The sequence below is a fragment of the Gemmatimonadota bacterium genome (assembly GCA_009841265.1).
In the GTDB taxonomy this organism is placed as follows: Bacteria; JAAXHH01; JAAXHH01; order JAAXHH01; family JAAXHH01; genus JAAXHH01.
In genome coordinates, this window is the sequence record VXMB01000009.1 from 66,138 (window position 1) to 85,696 (window position 19,559).

Here is a 19,559-nt window from a genome sequence, read left to right on the forward strand (position 1 = left end):
CACCGTCAATACCACGATTTCGATCTCATTTCCAGTTCTTCGAAACCCGTCTTACCTGCAACACGCCGACCAGGATCAATAACACGATGATTCCCCGGGTGAGCAGCAGGTAGGGAATGTCTTCGGGATTGGCGTTGCGCAGCAGTAGAAGGTCGAATCCAGCCTGGTAGGTCCACACGACGAGCAGGATCGCCAGCGATACGGGCGTAACGTACTTGATCATGTAGTAGAAGATCCGAGGTATCCGGATGGCCGCGCCTTCGTTGATCTCCTCCCAGGCCTTGTCCATCCCGAAGATCCAGGCGAAAATGATGATCTCGAGGAAGGAGAAGACGACCAGCCCCACGGTCCCAATCCAGAAGTCCAGCTCGTCGATGACGCCGTGTTCGATGTTGAAGACAATAAAGTTGCCGAATATGAACAGGAAAGAGATCACGAAGAGGGCCGCTTTCTTCCGCGGCCATCCCATTTCGTCCTGCAGGAAGGCCATGGGCGGCTGCGTAAGGGCCACTGTCGACGTAATCCCCGCGAAGAAGAGCAGACCGAACCACAGCGTGCCGATGAATTGACCAAGTGGGAGTTGCTGGAAGATCAGCGGCATGGACTGGAAGCCCAGGTCGAAGGAGCCTCCCGTCGCGATCGCCTCGGTAGCGGTTACGCCGAAGAAAGCCACGGCCACCGGTATGGCGATGGAACTGCCCAGCACCACTTCGGCGAACCCGTTGCTCATGGAGGTCGTCAACCCGGTCAGGGCGACGTCCTGACGGGCGCGGACATAGCTCGCGTAGCACTGCATGCTGCCGATGCCGATGCCGAGGGAGAAGAAGATCTGCCCCGCGGCCGCGAGCCACACACTGCCCTCGGACAGACGGCTGAGGTCCGGGTTCCAGATCCAGGCGAAACCGGCCATGACGCTGCGATCCGGGAAGGCCGGATCGGGCGTGCCCAGGGTCAGTACACGGGCCACGAGCACGATGGCGAATATCAACAGCATGGGCATGGCGAACTTGGCCAGGGTCTCGATGCCCCGCACCACGCCGCGGCTCAGTACCCAGAATACGATGCCGAGGTTGATGAGGAAGAAGATGTAGGCGGTGGCGACACTGCTGAAGTAGGAACTCTCAGTGACGCCCTGGAAGCTACTCAGGAACGCGCCCATCTCCGCCTGGGTTTCTATACCGAAGTACTGGCCGGTCAGGGAGAAGAAGCTGTAGGCCAGGGTCCACGACTGCACGTAAGAGTAGTACAGGGCGAAGGCGACCGGCGCCGCGATGCCGAGCACGCCGATGTACTTGGCCGCCGGGTGTTTCCAAAGGCGGTACAGGATGCCAGGTGTCGTACCATGTCCGTGCTTCCCGCCGAACCGTCCCACGCTCCATTCCACCCACATCATGGGGATGCCCACGACCAGGAAGGCGACGAAATAGGGGATCATGAAGGCGCCGCCGCCGTTGGCGGCCGCCTGCACGGGAAACCGCAGGAAATTGCCCAGGCCGATGGCGTTGCCGGCCATGGCCATGATCAGTCCCAGGCGGCTTTTCCAGACTTCCCTTACGTTATTCAAGGACATCCGGCACTCCTTCCAGTCTGACAGAGTTTATCCAGACGGACCGTGTGTTTCCAGACGGACAGGGTCTATTTGACCCGGCCCCGCCCGGCCACCGGCCAGATGACTTCCACCTGGTCGCCCCGTACGCCGTTGAGCTCGTCGTGCAGGTTGAGGGCCATCTCCTGGTGCAGGGGGATGACCGACAGGCGCTCGCCCACCTTGAACCGGTGCGCGCAGCGGGACACGTCCACGTGGCCGTGTTCCACGGACATGCCGTAGATCTGCGCCTCGGGATGTTCGATGATATGGCCGTAGGGTGTGGGCGGATAGCTGGCGAAGGTCTTCATGCCGCCGTCGATGATGATGCGGTCCGGGGTCGGTGCGCTCACCACTGTGCAGATCATGCGGCAAGGGCAGCGTTGGGGATCTAGCATGGCGGAAGTGCTGAGACGCTCCATGCCCTCCCAGATGTAGGAACCGCTACGGGTCTCGGTGCAGCCCATGGCTTTGGAGTTTTCTTCGCCGCCTGTACCGCCCCCGCTGATGATCTCGACGGGGATGCCCTTCCCGGTGATCCGTTTTATCGTTTCCGCCAGGAAATCCCTGGCCTCGGGATGGCTGGGGAAGATCATGACGCCTTTGAAAACGAGTCCGCGCAAGTCCGTGATGCGTTCGGCCAACGTCGCCGCCGCTTCGGGCGACTGCACGCCGCAACGCTGCGTGCCCGTATCCAGCTCGATGATCACGTTGACCCGGCAGCCGTCTTTTTCGGCCTGGTCCGAAATGCCCTGTGCCGTGATCTCGTCATCGACGGCCACGATGATCTCGGTCCGCTTTGCGACACGCGTCAGACGTTCCACCTTGCGGGGACCGACGATGTTGTAGGGGATCAGGATGTTCTCGATGCCGGCGGCGGCCATGACTTCGGCCTCACCGAGTTTCTGGCAGCAGATGCCGATCGCGCCGGCCTTGACCTGCCGGTGGGCGATTTCCGGGATTTTATGGCTCTTGGTATGGCATCGAAGGCCGATGTCGAGATTCCGGCAGTGCTCCGCCATGGACGCGATGTTCCGTTCCATCAGGTCCAGATCGGCCACGTAGGCCGGGGTGTCCAGCTCGTCGATGTGCATGGTTACCCGTGTATGCTATGGGGACTAGAGGCTGCCCTTGGTGGACGGCACGCCGGATACCCGTTCATCCATGGCCACGGCCTGGCGCAGGGCCCTGGCCGCCGCCTTGAAGATAGCCTCGACCTGGTGATGGGCGTTCACGCCGGAGAGCAGCGCAACGTGCAGGGTGACGCGACCGTGATGCACGAGGGCTCCGAAGAACTCCCGCACCATTTCCGTGCTGAAATCGCCGACCGAGGAACGCGAGAAATCGGCGTCGAACTCCAGGTGGGCGCGACCGCTTACGTCGAAGACGGCCCGTGCCAGCGCCTCGTCCAGGGGTGCGTAGGCGTGGCCGAACCGTGTAATGCCCGATCCGTCGCCGACCGCCCGGGAGATGGCCTGACCCAGGCAGATCCCTACGTCTTCCACCGTGTGATGATCGTCAATATGCAAGTCGCCGGTGCAGGCGAGATCGAGGTTGAACCCGCCGTGCTTGACGAAGCTGCCCAGCATGTGGTCGAAGAAACCGATGCCGGTTTCTCCGGCGAGGTTTCCTACGCCCTCGAGGGTCAGGGTCAGTTCGATGCGGGTTTCCAGGGTTTCGCGCGTTACCGTGGCGGTGCGAGGCACGTATTCCTCTATGCGATGGCGAGTCGCCGAAAGTCGTTCAATCGATTGGCGTCAGGTTCGACCTGTTACAGTAGACGCGGGGATCTGGATTGTCAAGAGGTTCCGGTCTGCGAACCGCCGTGCTTTCAGGGCCCAGCGAACCTTCATCCGGTCTTAACGATTGTCTTTTTAAACCTATGTGCATCCACCCCGGTGAGAGATGGGAAAGGGATGCCAATATACACCTTTGCTACACGGGAACGACCCATGAAAAGAGCACACGGAGTATCGAGCATATCGCAGTTTCTTCAACGCAACCCGGGCTGGTCCCAGGTGGTATGCGTTGTGGGAGTTGCCTTGCTGATTATCCTCGGTCCTATCCTGCTCTACGGACTGCTGTTCCAGTCCGGACCGGACTCGGTGCGGATGCTGTCCAACGTGCCCTGGTGGCCGGTCGTCCTCCTCGTGGCACTCGTCGCATTGCTCAGCCTGCTGCACGGGACCACGGGCGTAAGCGTCCAGAAGCTGCCCGACAAGCAGAAAGGCGCGGGCGCCGCTGCCGAGCCACCCGAACCACCCGAACCGTCCGCACCTTCTGAGCCGTCGGCACCTCCGACGTCAACAGGGCCGTCCGGTCCGCCCGGACCGTCCGGGAAAAACGGCGATCCCCTTCGGTGCACGATGCACGAACGGTCCCTGAACGGCATGAGCCGCGTGGAAACGAACCCTTAACATCCGCCTGGTCCGATCCGGACTAGCCCCAGTACCAGCGCATAGCGATGGCGACCACAACCACGGCCGTGGACTGAAAGGTGCGTCTTTCGCTGCGCAGGGCGGCGCCGAAATCATAAGGCGCCGGTTTCCCCGCGGTGTATTCGGTGAATCGGGGCAGAAAACGAGGTACCGCCGCGAGGTATGCTTCGTATTGCGCGCCGAAGGTTTTCCGCAGGCTTTCCTCCTCCAGCGATACGATGAGGCCGTACTGTACTCCGAAGGCGGCCACGAAGATCCCGATCATGTAAGGCATCCAGGCCCAGGCCATGACACACAGGCCGAGACTCAGCACGAAGTTACCGACATACAGCGGGTTTCGTACCCGGCCATAGGGCCCGTTGGTGATGAGCGCTGGCGCTCCGACGTGGCGGGTGCGGGTGGCGGAGCCCGCGTAACCGACCGCCCACAGGCGTATGGATTCCCCGATCAGCACCAGCAGCCCGCCGGTAATGAAGGTCTTCGGACCGGGTTCGGCCATGATCAGGACCGCGATCAGGAGCGGGATCGGCGTATAGCTTCGGGCCGCGAAGACGGCGGCGCGGATATCCATGTTGAAGCTGGACCTCCTCGGTGTTGCTCGGTCGGCCTGCCGGCCGGTCTACCGGCGTTACCGGCTGTTGGTTTCGATCTGTTCGATGACCGCCAGTGAGACGCGAAGGGCTTCGCGGCCGTCGAAGCCGGTCACCGGCGTCGGCGCATCACCGCGCACCGCCGCGACGAAGGAGGCGAGTTCGGATTCGAGCGGCTCGCTCCGGTCCTTCGAGGTCTTCTGCCGCGTGATATGGCGGACGCGTCCATCGCCGGTGTTTACCGGTATTTTCAATCCCCGTGCTCCGGCCTGACCGGGATCGTCGATCAGCCGGTAAATCTCGCTCTCGCCCGCCAGGAAGTCCATCGAAACGTAATGGTCGCGCTGAAAGATCCGCAGTTTGCGCATTTTCTTCAGCGAGATGCGGCTGGCCGTGACGTTGGCCACGCATCCATCGGCGAACCGCATTCGGGCATTGGCGATGTCCACCTGGTCGGAAATCACGGCGACGCCCGTGGCGTCCACCGACTCCAGGTCCGATCGGACGAGTCGCAGGATGAGATCGATGTCGTGGATCATAAGGTCGTGGACGACGGACACGTCCGTTCCCCTGGGGTCGAAGGAGGCCAGGCGGTGTGCTTCGATGAATCCGGGGGCAATGTCCATGCCTTCGAGGGCGCGGAAGGCGCCGTTGAACCGTTCGATGTGTCCGACTTGAAGCACGAGGCCCCGGGATTCCGACAGATCGATGAGCCGGTCGGCTTCCGCTACGGTCGCGGCGATCGGTTTCTCCACGAAGGTGTGCAGACCTTCTGCAAGGGTGAACGACGCCACCTCGCAATGCGCGGTGGTGGGTACGACCACGGTGGCCGCATCGGCTTCTTCCACGACGCGTGACAGGCTACCGAGTGCTGTCGTATCGTAGCGGCGGGCAACCTCTTCCGCCCGTTCTTCGCGTATGTCGTACACACCGGAAAGCCGCACGCCGGGCATGCCCGAAAGCACCCGGGCGTGGGCTTCACCGAGCCGTCCAACGCCGATTACGGCCATTCGCAAGTCGTCCAAGTGCGGAGACTCCCTGTCATCCTGTGTGGTGTCTGTTAGCCTGCCTGCTGTTCAAGTGTCGATTCGGTGCCCGCCGCTGGAAAGCCGGCAAGGCCTGCACGGCAGCGGTTGGTTCCGGCCGGGAGACGCCGGCCGAGAGACGGCTGGAATGTAGATGCCGGCCCGGCGAACGGTCAACCTCTTTGGCTCCGGCATACCGGCTTTGCGCCTCTTCTTTAAGTTGACAGTCTCCCGGAATGCGTGTTGATTTCAGTCACGTAAAACGATCTGTGTATCCCACTTGAGACGACCTCCATGGTCCTGCTGCAACGGCTTCACGTCACATCGCCGATCGCCGGGTTCGGGCTCGCCCTCTGCTCTGCCCTGTTCATTTACCTGAGCATACCCAAGTTCGACTGGTGGCCCCTGGCCTGGGTCGCTTTCGTGCCGGTCATGGTCGCGTTGCACGACGCCGGGCGAAACGGGTCCTTGACCAGGGTGGCCTTGATTTCCCTGGTTTTCGCCTTCGTTTCCGGCGTCGCCAAGGTGTACTGGATCCGCGAAACCGTCATGAATTACGGCGGCCTGAACCTGGCGCTGGGCCTGGTCAGTATGGCGGGCGTTGCGTTTGTCGTCGCCCTGTACGCCTTCATTTTCGGATTGTACGCGGCACGGGCCGACTGGAAGTCCCCCCTTTTCCCGTTGTTCGCGGCCGCCCTTTGGACGGCGCTGGAATACATCCAGACCTATGTTTTCACGGGGTTCCCCTGGGAACTGCTGGGATACTCGCAGTACCTGGTCCTTCCCGTCATACAGATTTCGAATTTCACGGGCGTCTACGGCGTGACCTTCCTGGTCATGCTATTGAACGCGACGCTGGCCATGGTCTTCATCGCCCTTCGCGAGCGTAACGCCTGGCGCGCGCCGGTGTTCGCCATGATGCTGTCCTGGCTGGTCCTGATCGGTGCGACGGGATACGGATGGTGGTCAATTTCCCAGGCACACGACCTGGAGCGGATGACCCCCCCGGTGAAGGTGGCGGTCGTCCAGGGCAGCAAGGAACAAGGCATAAAATGGTCGCCGGAGGAGCTTCAACGGACCGTGAACGTCTACCGGGATCTGACACGGTCGATACTGCCCCAGGAACCCGAGTTCATCGTGTTTCCCGAAACGGCGATGACTTTCTATTTGGAAAGCCCGGCAGATGAAGAATACAACGAACAGGTGCACGCGTTGACCGAGGAAGCGGGCGTTCCGCTGCTTACCGGCGCGCTGGGTTACCGATCCGGCGAAGTGGATGTTTACAACAGTGCCTTCCTTCTGCTACCCGACCGGGGGATCGTGAGTTCCTACAGCAAGATGCACCTGGTGCCCTTCGGCGAATATCTGCCGTTTCCGAGTCTGTTCTCCTTTCTATCCGGATTGACCGGCGCGATCGGCAATCTCACGCCCGGGGACGAACTGACCGTGATGCCGCTCACCGGGCAGGATATGCGTGTCGGCACGGTCATCTGCTACGAATCCATTTTCCCGGATCTGGTCCGTAGATTCCCGCTGAACGGCGCCGACGTGCTCGTGGTCATGACCAACGACGCCTGGTTCGGAACCTCATCGGCGCCCGCCCAGCATTTCTCCATGGCGGTGCTGCGCGCTGTGGAAAACGGCACGCCGATCATCCGCGCCGCGAACACGGGAATATCGGGGTTCATCTCCGCTACAGGCGCCGTTTACGGCACCACACCCATGTTGGTTGCCACGACCACCGTCGAGAACGTGCATCCGAACCGGGGCGGGCTCACGTTCTACACCCGTTACGGCGACGTGTTCGCCCTCCTCTGCTGCGTGCTGGCCGTCGTCGCGGCAGCCCTGGCGGGCAGCAGGACCGTCATTCTCCTCAGAAGCAAATCCAGATAATTGGGCTGTCCGGACCGGCCAGACTACCGGGCCGCAAATCACCCTCGCGGATGGTACCGGGTGTACACGTCCTTGAGGTATTCGCGGTCCACGTGGGTGTAGATCTGCGTCGTGGCGATGTCCACGTGGCCCAGCATTTCCTGGACGGCACGGAGATCGGCGCCCCCTTCCAGGAGATGGGTGGCGAAGGAATGGCGCAGAGTATGGGGACTGACTTTCTTTTCGAGCCCGGCCAGTTCCACGTAGGTATCCATGATCTTCCACAGGCCCATGCGGGACAGCCGGCCGCCGCGGGCGTTCAGGAAGAGCAATTCGCCGCTCTTCGATGAAGCCAGTGCGGGCCGAACCTTGTGCAGGTAGTTTCGGATCACGTTGATCGCCTGGCGGCCCACGGGGACCAGGCGTTCTTTGCCGCCCTTCCCGAAGATGCGTGCCAACCCGGTTTCGAAGAGGAGATCGGGCCGCCTGAAATCCAGCAGTTCGGACGCGCGCAGGCCGGTGGCGTACATGAACTCGAGGATCGCCCGGTCGCGCAGTCCCAGCGACGTCGTATGATCGGGTTGCTCGAGCAGCGTCCTGATCTCCTCCCGGCTCAGGACGACCGGAAGGCGGCGGGGCTGCTTGGGGACGCGGACGTGCTCGGTGGGATCGGCCGTGGCCAGTCCCTCGCCGATGAGGAATCGGTGGAAGATCCGTACCGCCGATACGTGCCGCGCGATGCTCGAAGGCGCGAGCCCGCGCCGGCGCAGGTACGCGATGAACCCCTGGACGTCCTGGCGCGTGGCGTCCGAAAAGGCAGCGATCCCCCGCCGGTCGAGGTGGTTCTTGTAGGAGGTCAGGTCGCGGCGGTACGCCTCGTGGCTGTTCGGCGACAGCCCCCGTTCGATGAGCAGGTGGGTGAGGAAATCGTTCAGTTCATTCATGACGCGCGGCGGTCCTTCCCCGGACAAGGCCAGGAACGAGGCATCTCACTTGCACGGTCAACACGTCCCGCCGGCCTGTGTGCCTACGCGGCGGCGCACTCCGCCCGTGCCCGGTCGGCATGGGCTTTCATGTACGCGATGGAGTAGGCGTAACCGATCCGGCCGTCTCCCGCCATCTCGGGGATGTGGTCGGGGATCATGACCCCGTAGAAGCCGGTTTCCTCCAGGACCCGCGCGGCCTGGTACATGTCGAAGTACCCGTTGTCGATGAAGGTCTCCACGAAATGGGGCAGGGGCTGGTCTACGTTCCGGTAGTGGACCTTGAAGACCTTGCCCTGTTCGCCGAAATGGCGCAGCGAGTCCTCCACATTCTTGCCCATCAGCGATCCGCCCTCGAGCCAGCAGCCGATGCAGAAGCAGAGCCCCACGTTCGGGCTGTCGGCGATTTCCATGGCCCGGTAGTATCCGTCGAAACTGCTGAAGATACAACGCGGGATGCCGCCGAGTTCCGGCTGGGGAGGATCGTCCGGATGGATGCCGATCCGGACGCCCGCTTCCTCCGCGACCGGCGCGACTTCTCCGATGAAATGGGCGAAATTGTCCCAGATTTCGTCCTCGCTGTACTCCCGCCCGTGGGTAAGCGGCATCCTGAACATCCGCCCGCCCCAGTGGCCTTCCTCGGCTTTTGCGAGGTCGAATCCCCGGGCCGGCGCACCGCCGCGGGTCGTTTCCCGCTCCGTGCTCCAGATCCCGTTCCCCATGTGAGCGTACGTCGTATAGGGAATGCCGGCCCTGCCGAGGTCGCGTATGTAGCGCTTGTACTGTTCCACCTTCGCGTCCCGGTTCGGCAGGTTGAGTACGATGGCGTCCTGGTTGTGCACGTCGCTGTTCCCGAAACCGTAGATCTTTATGCCGGCTTTCTCGTAGATCTCCCGGCGGCTCATGAAATAGTCGTAGTTGGCGTGTTCGCCGTCCGTCCAGAGGCAGACGTATTCGATACCCAGTTGCCGGGCGAACTGCAGGTCCTCCTGCGTGGGTTCGGGAGACATCTGTCCTGCGATCTTGAGACCGGGTTCTATTTCCATGAGCGCCATGGGAGGCTCCTAGATGAAAGTTTCCGTTTCGTATTCGGACTTGTGGGGTATTATATTCGACGTTCCCGGGATTGTGAAACGATTTATCGAAAAGGAGTTTGTGGTCCATGCGCATCCTGATCCGGCCGGTTCCCATCCTCGCTCTGATCCTCGTCCTGTGCGCCGTCCTGATTCAGCCGGTCCCGTCTTACGCACAGGGCATTACGACCGCGGCCCTCTACGGCAGGATTCTGGACGACACCGGTACGCCGCTTCCCGACGCCACCGTGGTTGCCTTACATGAGCCCACGGGCGTCACCTCGGGTGTCTTTTCCCGTGCCGACGGGCGGTACAACATCGCGGGCTTGAGGACCGGCGGACCGTACGAGATCCGGGTCAGCTACATCGGGTACCGCACCGCTGTCAGTCAGGACATTTTGCTGACCATGGGCCAAAGCCTGCGGGCGGATTTCCGGCTGGACAGGGACCTCATCGAGGCGGGGGAGATCACCGTCACGGCCCACCGGGACGAGGTGTTAAACGCGTCGAACACCGGTACCGAGACCCACGTTTCGGCGATCGAGATCGCCCGTCTGCCCTCGATCGCGCGGAGCATACAGGACTACACGCGGCTGGCGCCCGAGGCGGCGTCGAAGGCGGGCGGACAGAGTATCGCGGGCAAGAACAACCGCCTGAACAACTTCCAGGTGGACGGCGCGGTGCTGAACGACGCCTTCGGCCTGACGGGCGAGGGGCTGCCCACGGGCCAGGTGGACGCCCAGCCGATCAGCCTGGACGCCATCGAGGAATTCCAGGTGCAGGTGGCGCCCTTTGACGTGCGCTCCGGCGGTTTCGCGGGAGGGCTCATCAACGCAGTGACGCGCAGTGGAACGAACCGTTTCCGGGGTTCCCTGTACTGGTTCGGCCGGAACGAATCCCTGGTGGGCGACCTGGACGGGGACGAATTCGGGGATTTCACCGACTACCAGCTCGGATTCAGGCTCGGAGGCCCCGTGGCCAGGAACCGCGCATTCTTCTTTGTCAACGGAGAGCTGCGGCGCCGTTCCAGCCCTTCGAGCGCGGGCCCGGCGGACTCGGACCAGCCCATCCGTTTCGGGGCGGGCTCGGCCGATCTGCAGCGGATCGTGGACGTCGCCCGCGACCGATACGGTTACGACGCCGGCGGATACGACCCTTTCTCACGGGATACGAGGAACGAGAAGATCTTCACTCGGCTGGACGTCAACCTGTCGCCCGGGCACCGTCTCACCCTGCGCCACAACCTGGTGAACGGCGACCTCGACGACGGACTGAGCCGGGGACGTACCCTCTTCACGCTTACCAGCAACCAGTTCAAGCGCGACAACGTCACCCAGTCGTCGGTCGTACAGCTCAACAGCACCTTCTCCGGCAGCCTGGCCAATGAAGCGCGGATATCCTACAGCCGCGTGCGGGACAAGCGGTCGCCGCTGTCTGCTTCCTTTCCCCAGGTCCGGATCGATCTCGAGGAACCGGGCGGCGCGTTCCTCGGCGAGGTCCGGCTCGGCGTGGAGCGGTTCTCCCAGGCCAACTCGCTGGACCAGGACACCTTCGAGTTCACCAACGACCTCCATCTGTTCCGAGCAGATCACACCTTTACGATCGGCACCCACAACGAATTCGTCTCTTTCGACAACCTGTTCATCCAGGACTACTACGGAGCCTACGAGTTCGACAGTATCGAGGCTTTCGAACGGGGCACCCCCACCCGCTACCTCCTGAGCCGGTCCAGCGTACCCGGCGTCGAACAGCCTCGCGCCGCATGGGACTACGTGCAGCTGGGATTCTACGCCCAGGACAACTGGAAAGTCAGCCCGCGGCTCAGCCTGAACTTCGGGCTGCGGGCCGACGTGCCGATCCTTCCGGACGAGCCCCTGGCCAACGACCGCTTCGCCCGCCAGTTCGCCGGCCACCGGACGGACCGGACCCCGGGCGGTCAAGTACTCTGGTCTCCCCGCTTCGGGTTCAATCTCGACGCCGGAGGGGACCGCGGGACCCAGATCCGGGGTGGCGCCGGCGTCTTCGCGGGACTGCCGCCCGCCGTCTGGCTTTCCAACGCATACAGCAACAGCGGCGTGGACTTCACCCGCATCGATCTCGCGACCTTTCGGGACCAGGACGTCCCCGCGTTCGTAGCCGACCCCTTCGCGCAACCGCTACCGCTGGGAGCAGATCTCTCCGCGCCGCAGACCACGGAGGTCAACGTCATCGATCCGGCGTTCCGGCTGCCCCGGGTCTTCCGCACCAACCTCGCCCTCGACCGCAGGCTGCCCCTGGATCTGGTCGGTACCGTGGAAGTCCTGCTGGCCCGAAACCTCGACGACGTCCGGTTCCGCAACCTCAACATCGGGGACGCCGGCAGGCCGACCGGTGTGACGCCGGACGGAAGGCCCGACTACGGCGGCAGGAAGGTCAGCGGGGATTTCACCAACGTCATCCTCCTGGAGAACACGGACAGGGGCCGCCAGTTCAACCTGACGTTGCGGCTGCGCAAAGGACAGAACACGACCTTCCTGCCCGGACTCTTCGGCAGCGTGGCGTACGTGTTCCAGGACGCGGAGGACATCAACAGCGGCAGGTCGAGCCGCGCCATCTCCAACTGGCAGTACAACGAGACCGACGACCCCAACGGAGAGACGACCGCCACGTCCGATTTCGAGGTCCGGCACCGGGTCCTGGCCAGCGGGTCCTGGAAGTTCGAGATCGGACAGGGCCTGGCAACGACGGTCTCCGTCTTCTACGAAGGCAGCGCGGGAGATCCTTACAGCTACATGTATAGCGACGACGTGAACGGCGACGGCATCCGGGGTAACGACCTCGCCTACATCCCGGCGAGCAGGAGCGACGTGAGCGCGGAGGTCGCCGACAACGAGTGGCGGGCGATCGACGCCTTCATCGATTCCGACCCCACGCTGCGCGCGGCCCGGGGCGGCATTGTGCGGCGTAACGCGAGCCGTTCGCCCTGGCGGAACCGGCTGGACCTGCGCCTGATCCAGCAACTTCCCACCTTACGAGACCAGCACTTCGAGCTGACGCTGGACGTATTGAACCTGACCAACCTGATCAACAGCGACTGGGGACAGAGCCGGTACGTGCGGTTCGACGCCGCCGGCCTGTTCAATTTCGACGGGTACGACGAAGAGGGCAGGCCGGACCTGGACCTCCGGGTCCGGGACGCCAACGAAGACGGAAGGGTAGACCGCGAGGACGTGTTCCAGACCACCAACCTCTCGTCCCGCTGGCAGGTGCAGGCCGGGGTGAGGTATACGTTTTAATGGAGTTGACGGAACACCGGGTCCGTTTATATTAGTTCGTCCATTTCTGGACTAAAAACGTTGTTTTATCTATAAACACGATAGTTATGTACGCTATTTCAAATGAGATTGCGCATTCACCCGCAGACGGGAGGACGACGTGAAGCTGGCATACTACGATAATTACACCCTGGGCGTCATCGAGAACGACACGATCATCGACGTATCGGCCGCCGCGAAGGATACCGGGACGTCCAGTCCCCAGGCTCAGATCGAAGCGGTCATCAGCGGCTGGGATACCTACGGCGGCCGCATCGCAGAGGCCGTGCAGGGACAGGCCGGAACGCCGCTCTCCGCGGTCAGCCTGAGGGCGCCGTTACCGCGACCGGGACAGTTGCTCTGCCTGGCGGGGAACTACATCGAACCCGATCACCCCACCAAGGAAACCTTCAACGCCTTCCTGAAATCCAACACGTCCGTAATGGGCCAGGACGCGGTCGTGGAACTGCCCGACACGGACGCCTCGGTCTTTCACTTCGAGCCCGAACTCGCCATCGTCATCGGCAAGCGGGCCAGCAAGCTCAGCGCGGACGAGGCCCTGGACCACATCTTCGGCTACACCCAGTTCATCGACGTCTCGGCCCGCGGCCTGCCCGGCGGCTTCTTCCTCGGCAAGAGCTGGCACACCTTCGGCCCGATGGGTCCCGCCCTGGTCACGGCCGACGAGGTGGGCGACGCCAACGACCTGCCCGCGAAGATGTGGATCAACGGCAACCTCAAGCACGACTTCTCCACCGGCGAGATGGCCCGGCACATCCCCGAACTCCTGGCCGAAGTGACCGCCGTGGTCACCCTCGAGCCCGGCGATGTCGTCTCCACAGGCACGCACCACTACGCCCTGAGTCCCGTGCAGGACGGCGACAGTCTGCGCCTGAGTATCGACAAGCTGGGACCCGCGCTGACCATTACCTGCGCAGATGATATGAAGAGGACGTGGGAGCGGTAAGGGGGGGCAGGTGCTTCCACACTCACCGGTAGTAACGCCAATCGTAGCCGAGGCCGACCTGCAGTTCAAACTTGACGGCCGCCCGGTCGATGTCGCTGTCCCGGTGTAGGAAGAGGTTCGCGTCGAGCGTGGCGGCAAGATCGTCCAGCAAGCGGAAACGCAGGTGGTTGAAGTGCTGGACTGACATGGTCTGGCGTTGTCCGGTGCCCCAGAAAACCCGGGCCTGCGACGACAGCGAATTGCCTGGTAGAAGAGATGTCCGGAACTCGGGCGCCACCTCGACGCCTACGACGTTTATCGCGGTGATCCGGTCTCTTTCCAGGGCAAGGCCGACCCGTACGTTCGCCTGTGAACCCAGTTCCGTCCGAAGGCCTCCCTTGAACCGAAACACGACGGGGTGTTTCTGTCCTTCGTCACCCGTCCATACCGTGTTGACGTCCAGTCCGACGAACTGGGACAGTTGCGCGTACGGCAGCGAGTAGAGCAACTCGCCGTCGATCCGGTCCACGGCCTCCCGTTGGCTTCCGTTATTGTTCAACCTGCCGTAGCCCGTCCTCAGCTGGGCCGAAATCGATCCCACCGGGGTGTACCGGGTAGACTGGTGCGCAACGCGAACGAGCCAGGTCAGAGATTCCTCGCCACTCAGGAACGGATCGCGGCTGTACTCTTCGGCAGGTCCTTCCAGTGTGGTCTGCGACAGGGAGCCGTTGAACCGCGTGCTGCCCTCCATTGCACTGCGCGGACCGCGCCGGATGCCCTCCCATCGGTCGAGGGTACCGTTACCCCGTACATGGTCCGTCACCAATTCCCTCAGTCCGATACGTGTACCGGAATCGCGCGACATTCGGAAATCTCTGGCTTCCCGGATCAGGGCCGGATCCGCCAGGATCATCGGGATGGCCATCACGTACGTCCTGGCCTGATTCAGCGGCTGACCGTCGACCGCGCCGGATTTCGCATCGTACCCCGCGAAGACTACGTCGTGTTCCCGCGGCAGCCTGCCGGCCCATGCCCGCAACTGACGGCCCGATACGGAAACGCGTACGAGCACGTCGTTGTCGCGGATCAGCCGCGTAACCGTTCTCAAGCGGACCTCTCCGTCCAGACGCATGGGCCTCAAGGCGTGCCGGTCGATCGCGGCGAGGTCGGCCGCCAATTTCGTGCGCGCCAGGTCGGCGATCCAGGATCCCGTATCCTCGATGGGTTCCAGCGTCTTGCCAATCCGGACGTCGTAGATCCTGTGCACGATTTCCCTGTGTCCGGCGACGACAGCTGATACCACGGGATCCATCGGAACGGGCGAATCGGTCGTGGTCGCGAGGTTCGGCAGCAGGGACGAACCGGCAGGTACCAGGACCGGACTAAGGCGGGAAATGGCCGTCATGCCGCCTTCCCTGCGGAAGGTGATTTCGAGCCTTCCCAGATGGGTCCCCCGTCCCGGCGTTGTCACCAGGTATCTGCCATCGACGAATCGGACCACGTGTTCCGTCGGGCGCGGTTCGGGACCGGCAGCCGTGCCTCCCGCGATGAACAGCTGTACCTGGGGAAAGGCCAGCGCGAGGTCCCTTGCCTCGTCCATGCTCATGTTGACCAGGGCGATGCGTACGTCCGCGCGGCCCGCGGGACCGGCCAGGAGCGATTCGAGCGTCTCGCGCGGACCCTGGATATCCAGGGCCGCGGGGTCCACAGATGAAAGATCGTCAGCCATCCGGGACGAAACGAGCCCCATGACGGCGATCTGCAATCCGCTTCTTTCGGTCAGCAGGAACGGAGCGATGGCCTCCTGGACCGAGTCGTCAGTCCCATGGACCGTTTCGTCAGTCCCATGGACCGTTTCGTCAGTCCCATGGACCGTGTCACCGATCTCCAGGTTGGCGCCCAACAGTGGGAAGTCTGACTGGCCTGCGCGGGTTAAGAGCGTGTCGAGCCCGTAGGCGAACTCGTGTCCGCCCACGACCATGGCATCGAATCCCGCCATGTCCATGAGTTGAATCAACGTGCGGCAGCCATCCACGTCGCAGGCGGGCGTCGCGCCCATTGCGTTCCCGCCGTCCAGGACCAGGGTCGAAACGCCACTGGTCCCTTCATGGGCACGGATCATCGATACGAGTGCGGCCAGGCCGCCTCGGTCTGCTGCGTTTTCAGGACCCTGATTCTCCGCCAGATCCGCCTCGTCAAAGCCTTCCTCGTTGTAGATTTCACCCCGCAGATCGTTGGTGTGGAAAAGGGTAAGCCGATGCTCGGTCACCTGGGCGTTGATTTGGGGGTCGACCAGGGCGGTGGCCACGGCATCGGATTGGGTGTCAACCTGGGCGTTGATTTGGGGGTCGGTCTGATGGACAGCCCGGGCGTTGGTCTGGGCGACTTCTTGTGCGTTGGCTGCTGGCGGGGAATGTATCGCTGCTGCTACCAGGCACCACCACGCTGCCGCAGTGGCCATCCACAGGGTCTTTGTCATCGGTGAACTATCCTGGGGTCCCGTCCCATGAGTTCATCCACGGTGTCGGCTGAGGTATCGACGGCGTAATATCGTCGATACCGTAATATAATGTTCACAGGCAGCATAGCAACGTAGAGAATGTGGTTTTAGTAGCTTCCGTCATGTTTTATTGGTCCGGTTCGATAATGACCACATCAGAGAATCGTGACGGTGTATCTAACTACGTAATTTAATACCAATAGATATAAATTAGTAATAACGAATAGGAAATTGGCTGGCGAATAAGGACGGCCGGACGAGAGAAAGGCCGGACATGAAAATGCCTCGTTATTCACAGGTGACGGGAATCGGTGTTTAAGCTGGTCGAGGGTAAATGCGGACACAGCCCTGTCACCCTACTTCTTCTCTGTAAGGCGTCCGGACAGGTATTTGTGGATGACGCTGGACAGCAGCGTCTGATAGGGTATCCCCTCTTCCCTGGCCCGCGCGTGTGCAAGATTGAAGTCACGCTCGGTCACCCGGAGATTCACCCGTTTGGTTTTATTGAACGTATTGCGAGCCGCCTGCCGGGCGGCCTTGATCTCCCGTTCGGCATCGGGGGCGGTGCGCAACTCGTCCCTTTCGAATCGATCAAGAACATCGCGCTCTTCTGCACTCAATTCGTCCTTCACGATTTCTGTCTCCTTCTGTAGTCCCTCGTTGCCTTCCGGCTGGGAATGATCGTCTTCAGAAAGTGAGTGCCGTCGGCCTGCTTCACGAAAGGCACGAGGTGAATGTATTTATCGATTTCCACGGCGTAGATTAACTGGTCCGGGTAGCTGTCCCGGTTTGGGTGTTCGAGCACGTCCACCAGACCGCCTTGTTCTATGGCAACGACAACGCGCTCGAACGAGATTCCCCGCTGTTCAATGAGCCGCCGGTTCTTTTCGGTGCTCCAGTCGAAGCCAATGTCCATACGTCAATTATCGTACAATGTATGCATTTTGTCAACAGTTTCCACACACCCCAGCCGCGGGTTTTCATGGGTCGGGCGTTACATTCACAAAAGGATACCGAAGGATAAGGATAAGGACGAGACCGGTAATCATACTCACCCCGCCGCGAGATGCCTGCACAGCCGCTGGCCCCGCGCGGTCAGCCGGTCGTAATGCCCCCGCGGCAGAGACTTCTCTTCGACGGCCCGGTGCCACGGCGCGTGGAAGCCCACGCTTGTCATGGGCCGCTTCATGTCCGATTGATTCGCCGTGCCCCCGTGCCAGCAGCGCACGTCGCGGATGACGGCCGTATTCGCCGGCGCGCAGAGATGGTTCGTGCGCATCCATTCCGGTTCCTCTTCGAGCGAAGGGATCGGCGCGCGGGACCGGTGGGTGCCGGGAATGAACCGGATGGCGCCGTTCTCCACGGTGAAGTCCACCATAGTGAAGTTGATGACGATGAACGGTGCCGGGACGTCCCGGTGGGTTACCCGGCCCAGGGGATCGTTGAAGAGGTCGGCGTTCCGATCGGAGTGCAGGTGCTGGATCTTCGCGCCGGGCAGGGAATAGTCGCCGCCCGCGCCCGTGCAGGTATAGTCGTCGCTCCCCCAGATCGCGTCTATAATCGGCAGGATCGTGGGCAGGTCGATCAGGATGCACCATTCCCAGTTGTGCATCTGGCTGCCGAAGGAGTGGCGCGCGTAGCCCCGGTTCATTTTCTCGCGCCCGAACTCGGCTTCCTGCTCCGCCATCACGCGCTCGGCGCCCGACCGGTTAAGGGCGAATTGCTCCGCGTCCAGGGGATTCGCCACGCAGACGAAGCCGTCCCGGTGGAAAATCGCGGCGGCGCGCTCGATCTCGTTCGCTTCAAGTAGGTCGACTTTTAACATGATCTCGCTATTTACAGATGGTGAAGTGGTACAGTTGGAATAAGCCCGGCCAGGCCGCCTACGCCCGGCCAGGCCGCCTACGCCCGGCCAGGCCTATGCCCTGCTGACCTGGGGTCCGGGCAGCAAGCCGCCCGCCTACGCCTTGCTGATTCGATAACCCGGGTGACTGGAATCGAAGAGCTCCGGCCGCAGGCGGGTACCCAGGCCCGGTCCTTCCGGCGGTCGCGCAAATCCGTGATCCACGACGATGTTGGGCTCGATGAGCAGATCGTAGAAGGTCCTGATGTGGGCCCGGACGGACTCCTGGATGACGACGTTGGGCACGGCCGTGGCGACGTGGATGCCGGCAATCAGCGTAAGCGGACCCGTACAGTCATGCATGGCCGCCGGAATGTTGTAGCCCTGGGCCATCTCGGCCAGCCGCCGCGTCTCGCTGATGCCGCCCACCCAGGTGGGATCGACCATGAGGTAGTCGGCGGCGTTTCTCTCCAGTACATGGCGGTAGTCCTCCCTGCTGATGTACATTTCGCTGACCGCCAGAGGCACGCCCGACTGTTCGCGGAAGTCCCTGAGCGTGTCCACGTTGTCCAGGCGCATGACGTCCTCGAGCCACATCGGGTTCAGGTCCCGCACGGCCTCGGCGATGCGCAGGGCGGCGGGAAGCTGAAAGAATCCGTGTCCGTCCAGGAGGATCTCGATCCGGTCGCCCACGCGCTTGCGCACCTCCTCCAGGGGCTTGACGCATTCCCGGACCGTGGACATGGGCAGATAGCTTGAGCCGTGGGCCCGGTAGGCGCGGTCGAAGGTCCAGAACTTCATGCCCGTGTAGCCTTCCGCCACCAGTTCCTCCGCCAGGTCGCCCGCGGCGTGGTGGGCGGCCCAGTTGTCTTCCAGCGGACCGGGTTTGCCGATGTCGCCGTGGCCAGGCCAGCCTTGTTGGGCAGGCGCGCCCGGCGGACGGCGTCCATAGGTCGGACCGCCGCAGCTGTTGTAGACCCGGACAGTCTCGCGGGCCTTTCCGCCCAGCAGTTGCCAGACGGGAAGTCCGCTCGCCTGTCCCAGAAGGTCCCAGAGGGCCAGGTCGACGGCGCTGAGGGCCCGCATTTCGGCGCCTCGCGAGCCGAAGGCGCTGAACCGTTCGTAGAAGAACCGCCAGTGGTGCTCGATAGACAGAGGGTCGCTGCCCAGCAGCCGGCGGGCTAGCCAGTCATGGACGACTGCGGCCACCGCCTGGGGGACGTAGTAGGACTCGCCTTGGCCGACAGCGCCCGCGTCGGTGTGGATCCGCAGCAGGATCAACCCCGGCATGACGTCGTCGGGGATGAGGGTCTCCACGGCCGTGATCTTCAGGTCGGAACTTCGCGGGACGGAAGGGGGGTGTGGCGAGACGGCGTCCAGGCCACCGGGGATTTCGGTCATCTGCCCATCC

General features: G+C 62.7%; 16 protein-coding genes. 4 read left to right on the forward strand and 12 right to left on the reverse strand.

What is annotated here, in order from left to right:
* Positions 1-25: 25 nt before the first annotated feature.
* From F4X08_05315 to hisB, 3 genes are all read right to left on the reverse strand, one after another.
* A complete protein-coding gene (locus tag F4X08_05315) occupies positions 26-1,570 on the reverse strand; it encodes a sodium:calcium symporter (protein MYD25212.1) in 1,545 nt (514 codons plus the stop codon).
* A gap of 65 nt (positions 1,571-1,635) precedes the next feature.
* Entirely contained in the window at positions 1,636-2,679 is a 1,044-nt protein-coding gene (locus tag F4X08_05320) for a D-TA family PLP-dependent enzyme (protein MYD25213.1), read from the reverse strand.
* 24 nt (positions 2,680-2,703) lie between these two features.
* Positions 2,704-3,291, reverse strand: a complete 588-nt coding sequence (gene hisB, locus F4X08_05325) for an imidazoleglycerol-phosphate dehydratase HisB (protein MYD25214.1) — start codon at positions 3,289-3,291, stop codon at positions 2,704-2,706.
* A 336-nt stretch (positions 3,292-3,627) separates the two neighbouring features.
* Here hisB and F4X08_05330 point away from each other — a divergent pair, with 336 nt between their 5' ends.
* Positions 3,628-4,002: a hypothetical protein gene (locus F4X08_05330; GenBank protein ID MYD25215.1), complete on the forward strand. Its 375-nt coding sequence runs from the start codon at positions 3,628-3,630 to the stop codon at positions 4,000-4,002.
* Positions 4,003-4,024: 22 nt separating this feature from the next.
* Here the strand turns inward: F4X08_05330 and F4X08_05335 are convergent, their stop codons facing one another.
* Positions 4,025-4,594: an isoprenylcysteine carboxylmethyltransferase family protein gene (locus F4X08_05335; GenBank protein MYD25216.1), complete on the reverse strand. Its 570-nt coding sequence runs from the start codon at positions 4,592-4,594 to the stop codon at positions 4,025-4,027.
* Positions 4,595-4,651: 57 nt separating this feature from the next.
* Positions 4,652-5,638: a Gfo/Idh/MocA family oxidoreductase gene (locus F4X08_05340; protein MYD25217.1), complete on the reverse strand. Its 987-nt coding sequence runs from the start codon at positions 5,636-5,638 to the stop codon at positions 4,652-4,654.
* Between the two features lie 294 nt (positions 5,639-5,932).
* Between F4X08_05340 and lnt the strand changes: the two genes are divergently transcribed.
* Positions 5,933-7,531, forward strand: coding sequence for an apolipoprotein N-acyltransferase (gene lnt, locus F4X08_05345; protein MYD25218.1), 1,599 nt, complete (start codon positions 5,933-5,935; stop codon positions 7,529-7,531).
* Between the two features lie 38 nt (positions 7,532-7,569).
* Here the strand turns inward: lnt and xerD are convergent, their stop codons facing one another.
* The gene (gene xerD, locus F4X08_05350; protein ID MYD25219.1) at positions 7,570-8,454 is read right to left on the reverse strand and encodes a site-specific tyrosine recombinase XerD; all 885 of its coding nucleotides are present in this window, start codon (positions 8,452-8,454) and stop codon (positions 7,570-7,572) included.
* A gap of 83 nt (positions 8,455-8,537) precedes the next feature.
* Positions 8,538-9,548: a TIM barrel protein gene (locus tag F4X08_05355; protein MYD25220.1), complete on the reverse strand. Its 1,011-nt coding sequence runs from the start codon at positions 9,546-9,548 to the stop codon at positions 8,538-8,540.
* A gap of 134 nt (positions 9,549-9,682) precedes the next feature.
* On the opposite strand from F4X08_05355, the gene F4X08_05360 reads away from it, so the two are divergent.
* Both F4X08_05360 and F4X08_05365 read left to right on the forward strand, forming a co-directional pair.
* Positions 9,683-12,841 (forward strand): TonB-dependent receptor, encoded by a 3,159-nt coding sequence (locus tag F4X08_05360; protein ID MYD25221.1) that lies wholly within the window; start codon positions 9,683-9,685, stop codon positions 12,839-12,841.
* 139 nt (positions 12,842-12,980) lie between these two features.
* Positions 12,981-13,826, forward strand: a complete 846-nt coding sequence (locus F4X08_05365) for a fumarylacetoacetate hydrolase family protein (protein ID MYD25222.1) — start codon at positions 12,981-12,983, stop codon at positions 13,824-13,826.
* 22 nt (positions 13,827-13,848) lie between these two features.
* On the opposite strand, the gene F4X08_05370 is transcribed toward F4X08_05365, so the two are convergent.
* The 5 genes from F4X08_05370 to F4X08_05390 form a co-directional block, all read right to left on the reverse strand.
* On the reverse strand, positions 13,849-16,284 hold the full coding sequence (locus F4X08_05370) for a hypothetical protein (protein MYD25223.1): 2,436 nt from the start codon (positions 16,282-16,284) through the stop codon (positions 13,849-13,851).
* Positions 16,285-16,661: 377 nt separating this feature from the next.
* Complete coding sequence (locus tag F4X08_05375) at positions 16,662-16,940, reverse strand: antitoxin (protein MYD25224.1); 279 nt, start codon at positions 16,938-16,940, stop codon at positions 16,662-16,664.
* A complete protein-coding gene (locus tag F4X08_05380; protein MYD25225.1) occupies positions 16,934-17,215 on the reverse strand; it encodes a BrnT family toxin in 282 nt (93 codons plus the stop codon). Before F4X08_05380 ends, F4X08_05375 begins: the two co-directional genes overlap by 7 nt.
* A gap of 141 nt (positions 17,216-17,356) precedes the next feature.
* Positions 17,357-18,130 carry a phytanoyl-CoA dioxygenase family protein gene (locus tag F4X08_05385; GenBank protein ID MYD25226.1) on the reverse strand — a complete coding sequence of 258 codons (774 nt, stop codon included), beginning with the start codon at positions 18,128-18,130 and terminating at the stop codon, positions 17,357-17,359.
* A gap of 135 nt (positions 18,131-18,265) precedes the next feature.
* Entirely contained in the window at positions 18,266-19,549 is a 1,284-nt protein-coding gene (locus tag F4X08_05390; protein ID MYD25227.1) for a mandelate racemase/muconate lactonizing enzyme family protein, read from the reverse strand.
* Positions 19,550-19,559: the final 10 nt, after the last annotated feature.

Coding starts and splice junctions, on each gene's coding strand:
- F4X08_05355 (MYD25220.1), bottom strand. CDS start 9,548: ATGGCGCTCATGGAAATAGAACCCGGTCTCAAGATCGCAGGACAGATG.
- F4X08_05385 (MYD25226.1), bottom strand. CDS start 18,130: ATGTTAAAAGTCGACCTACTTGAAGCGAACGAGATCGAGCGCGCCGCC.
- F4X08_05320 (MYD25213.1), bottom strand. CDS start 2,679: ATGCACATCGACGAGCTGGACACCCCGGCCTACGTGGCCGATCTGGAC.
- F4X08_05370 (MYD25223.1), bottom strand. CDS start 16,284: ATGACAAAGACCCTGTGGATGGCCACTGCGGCAGCGTGGTGGTGCCTG.
- xerD (MYD25219.1), bottom strand. CDS start 8,454: ATGAATGAACTGAACGATTTCCTCACCCACCTGCTCATCGAACGGGGG.
- F4X08_05315 (MYD25212.1), bottom strand. CDS start 1,570: ATGTCCTTGAATAACGTAAGGGAAGTCTGGAAAAGCCGCCTGGGACTG.
- lnt (MYD25218.1), top strand. CDS start 5,933: ATGGTCCTGCTGCAACGGCTTCACGTCACATCGCCGATCGCCGGGTTC.
- F4X08_05390 (MYD25227.1), bottom strand. CDS start 19,549: ATGACCGAAATCCCCGGTGGCCTGGACGCCGTCTCGCCACACCCCCCT.
- F4X08_05335 (MYD25216.1), bottom strand. CDS start 4,594: ATGGATATCCGCGCCGCCGTCTTCGCGGCCCGAAGCTATACGCCGATC.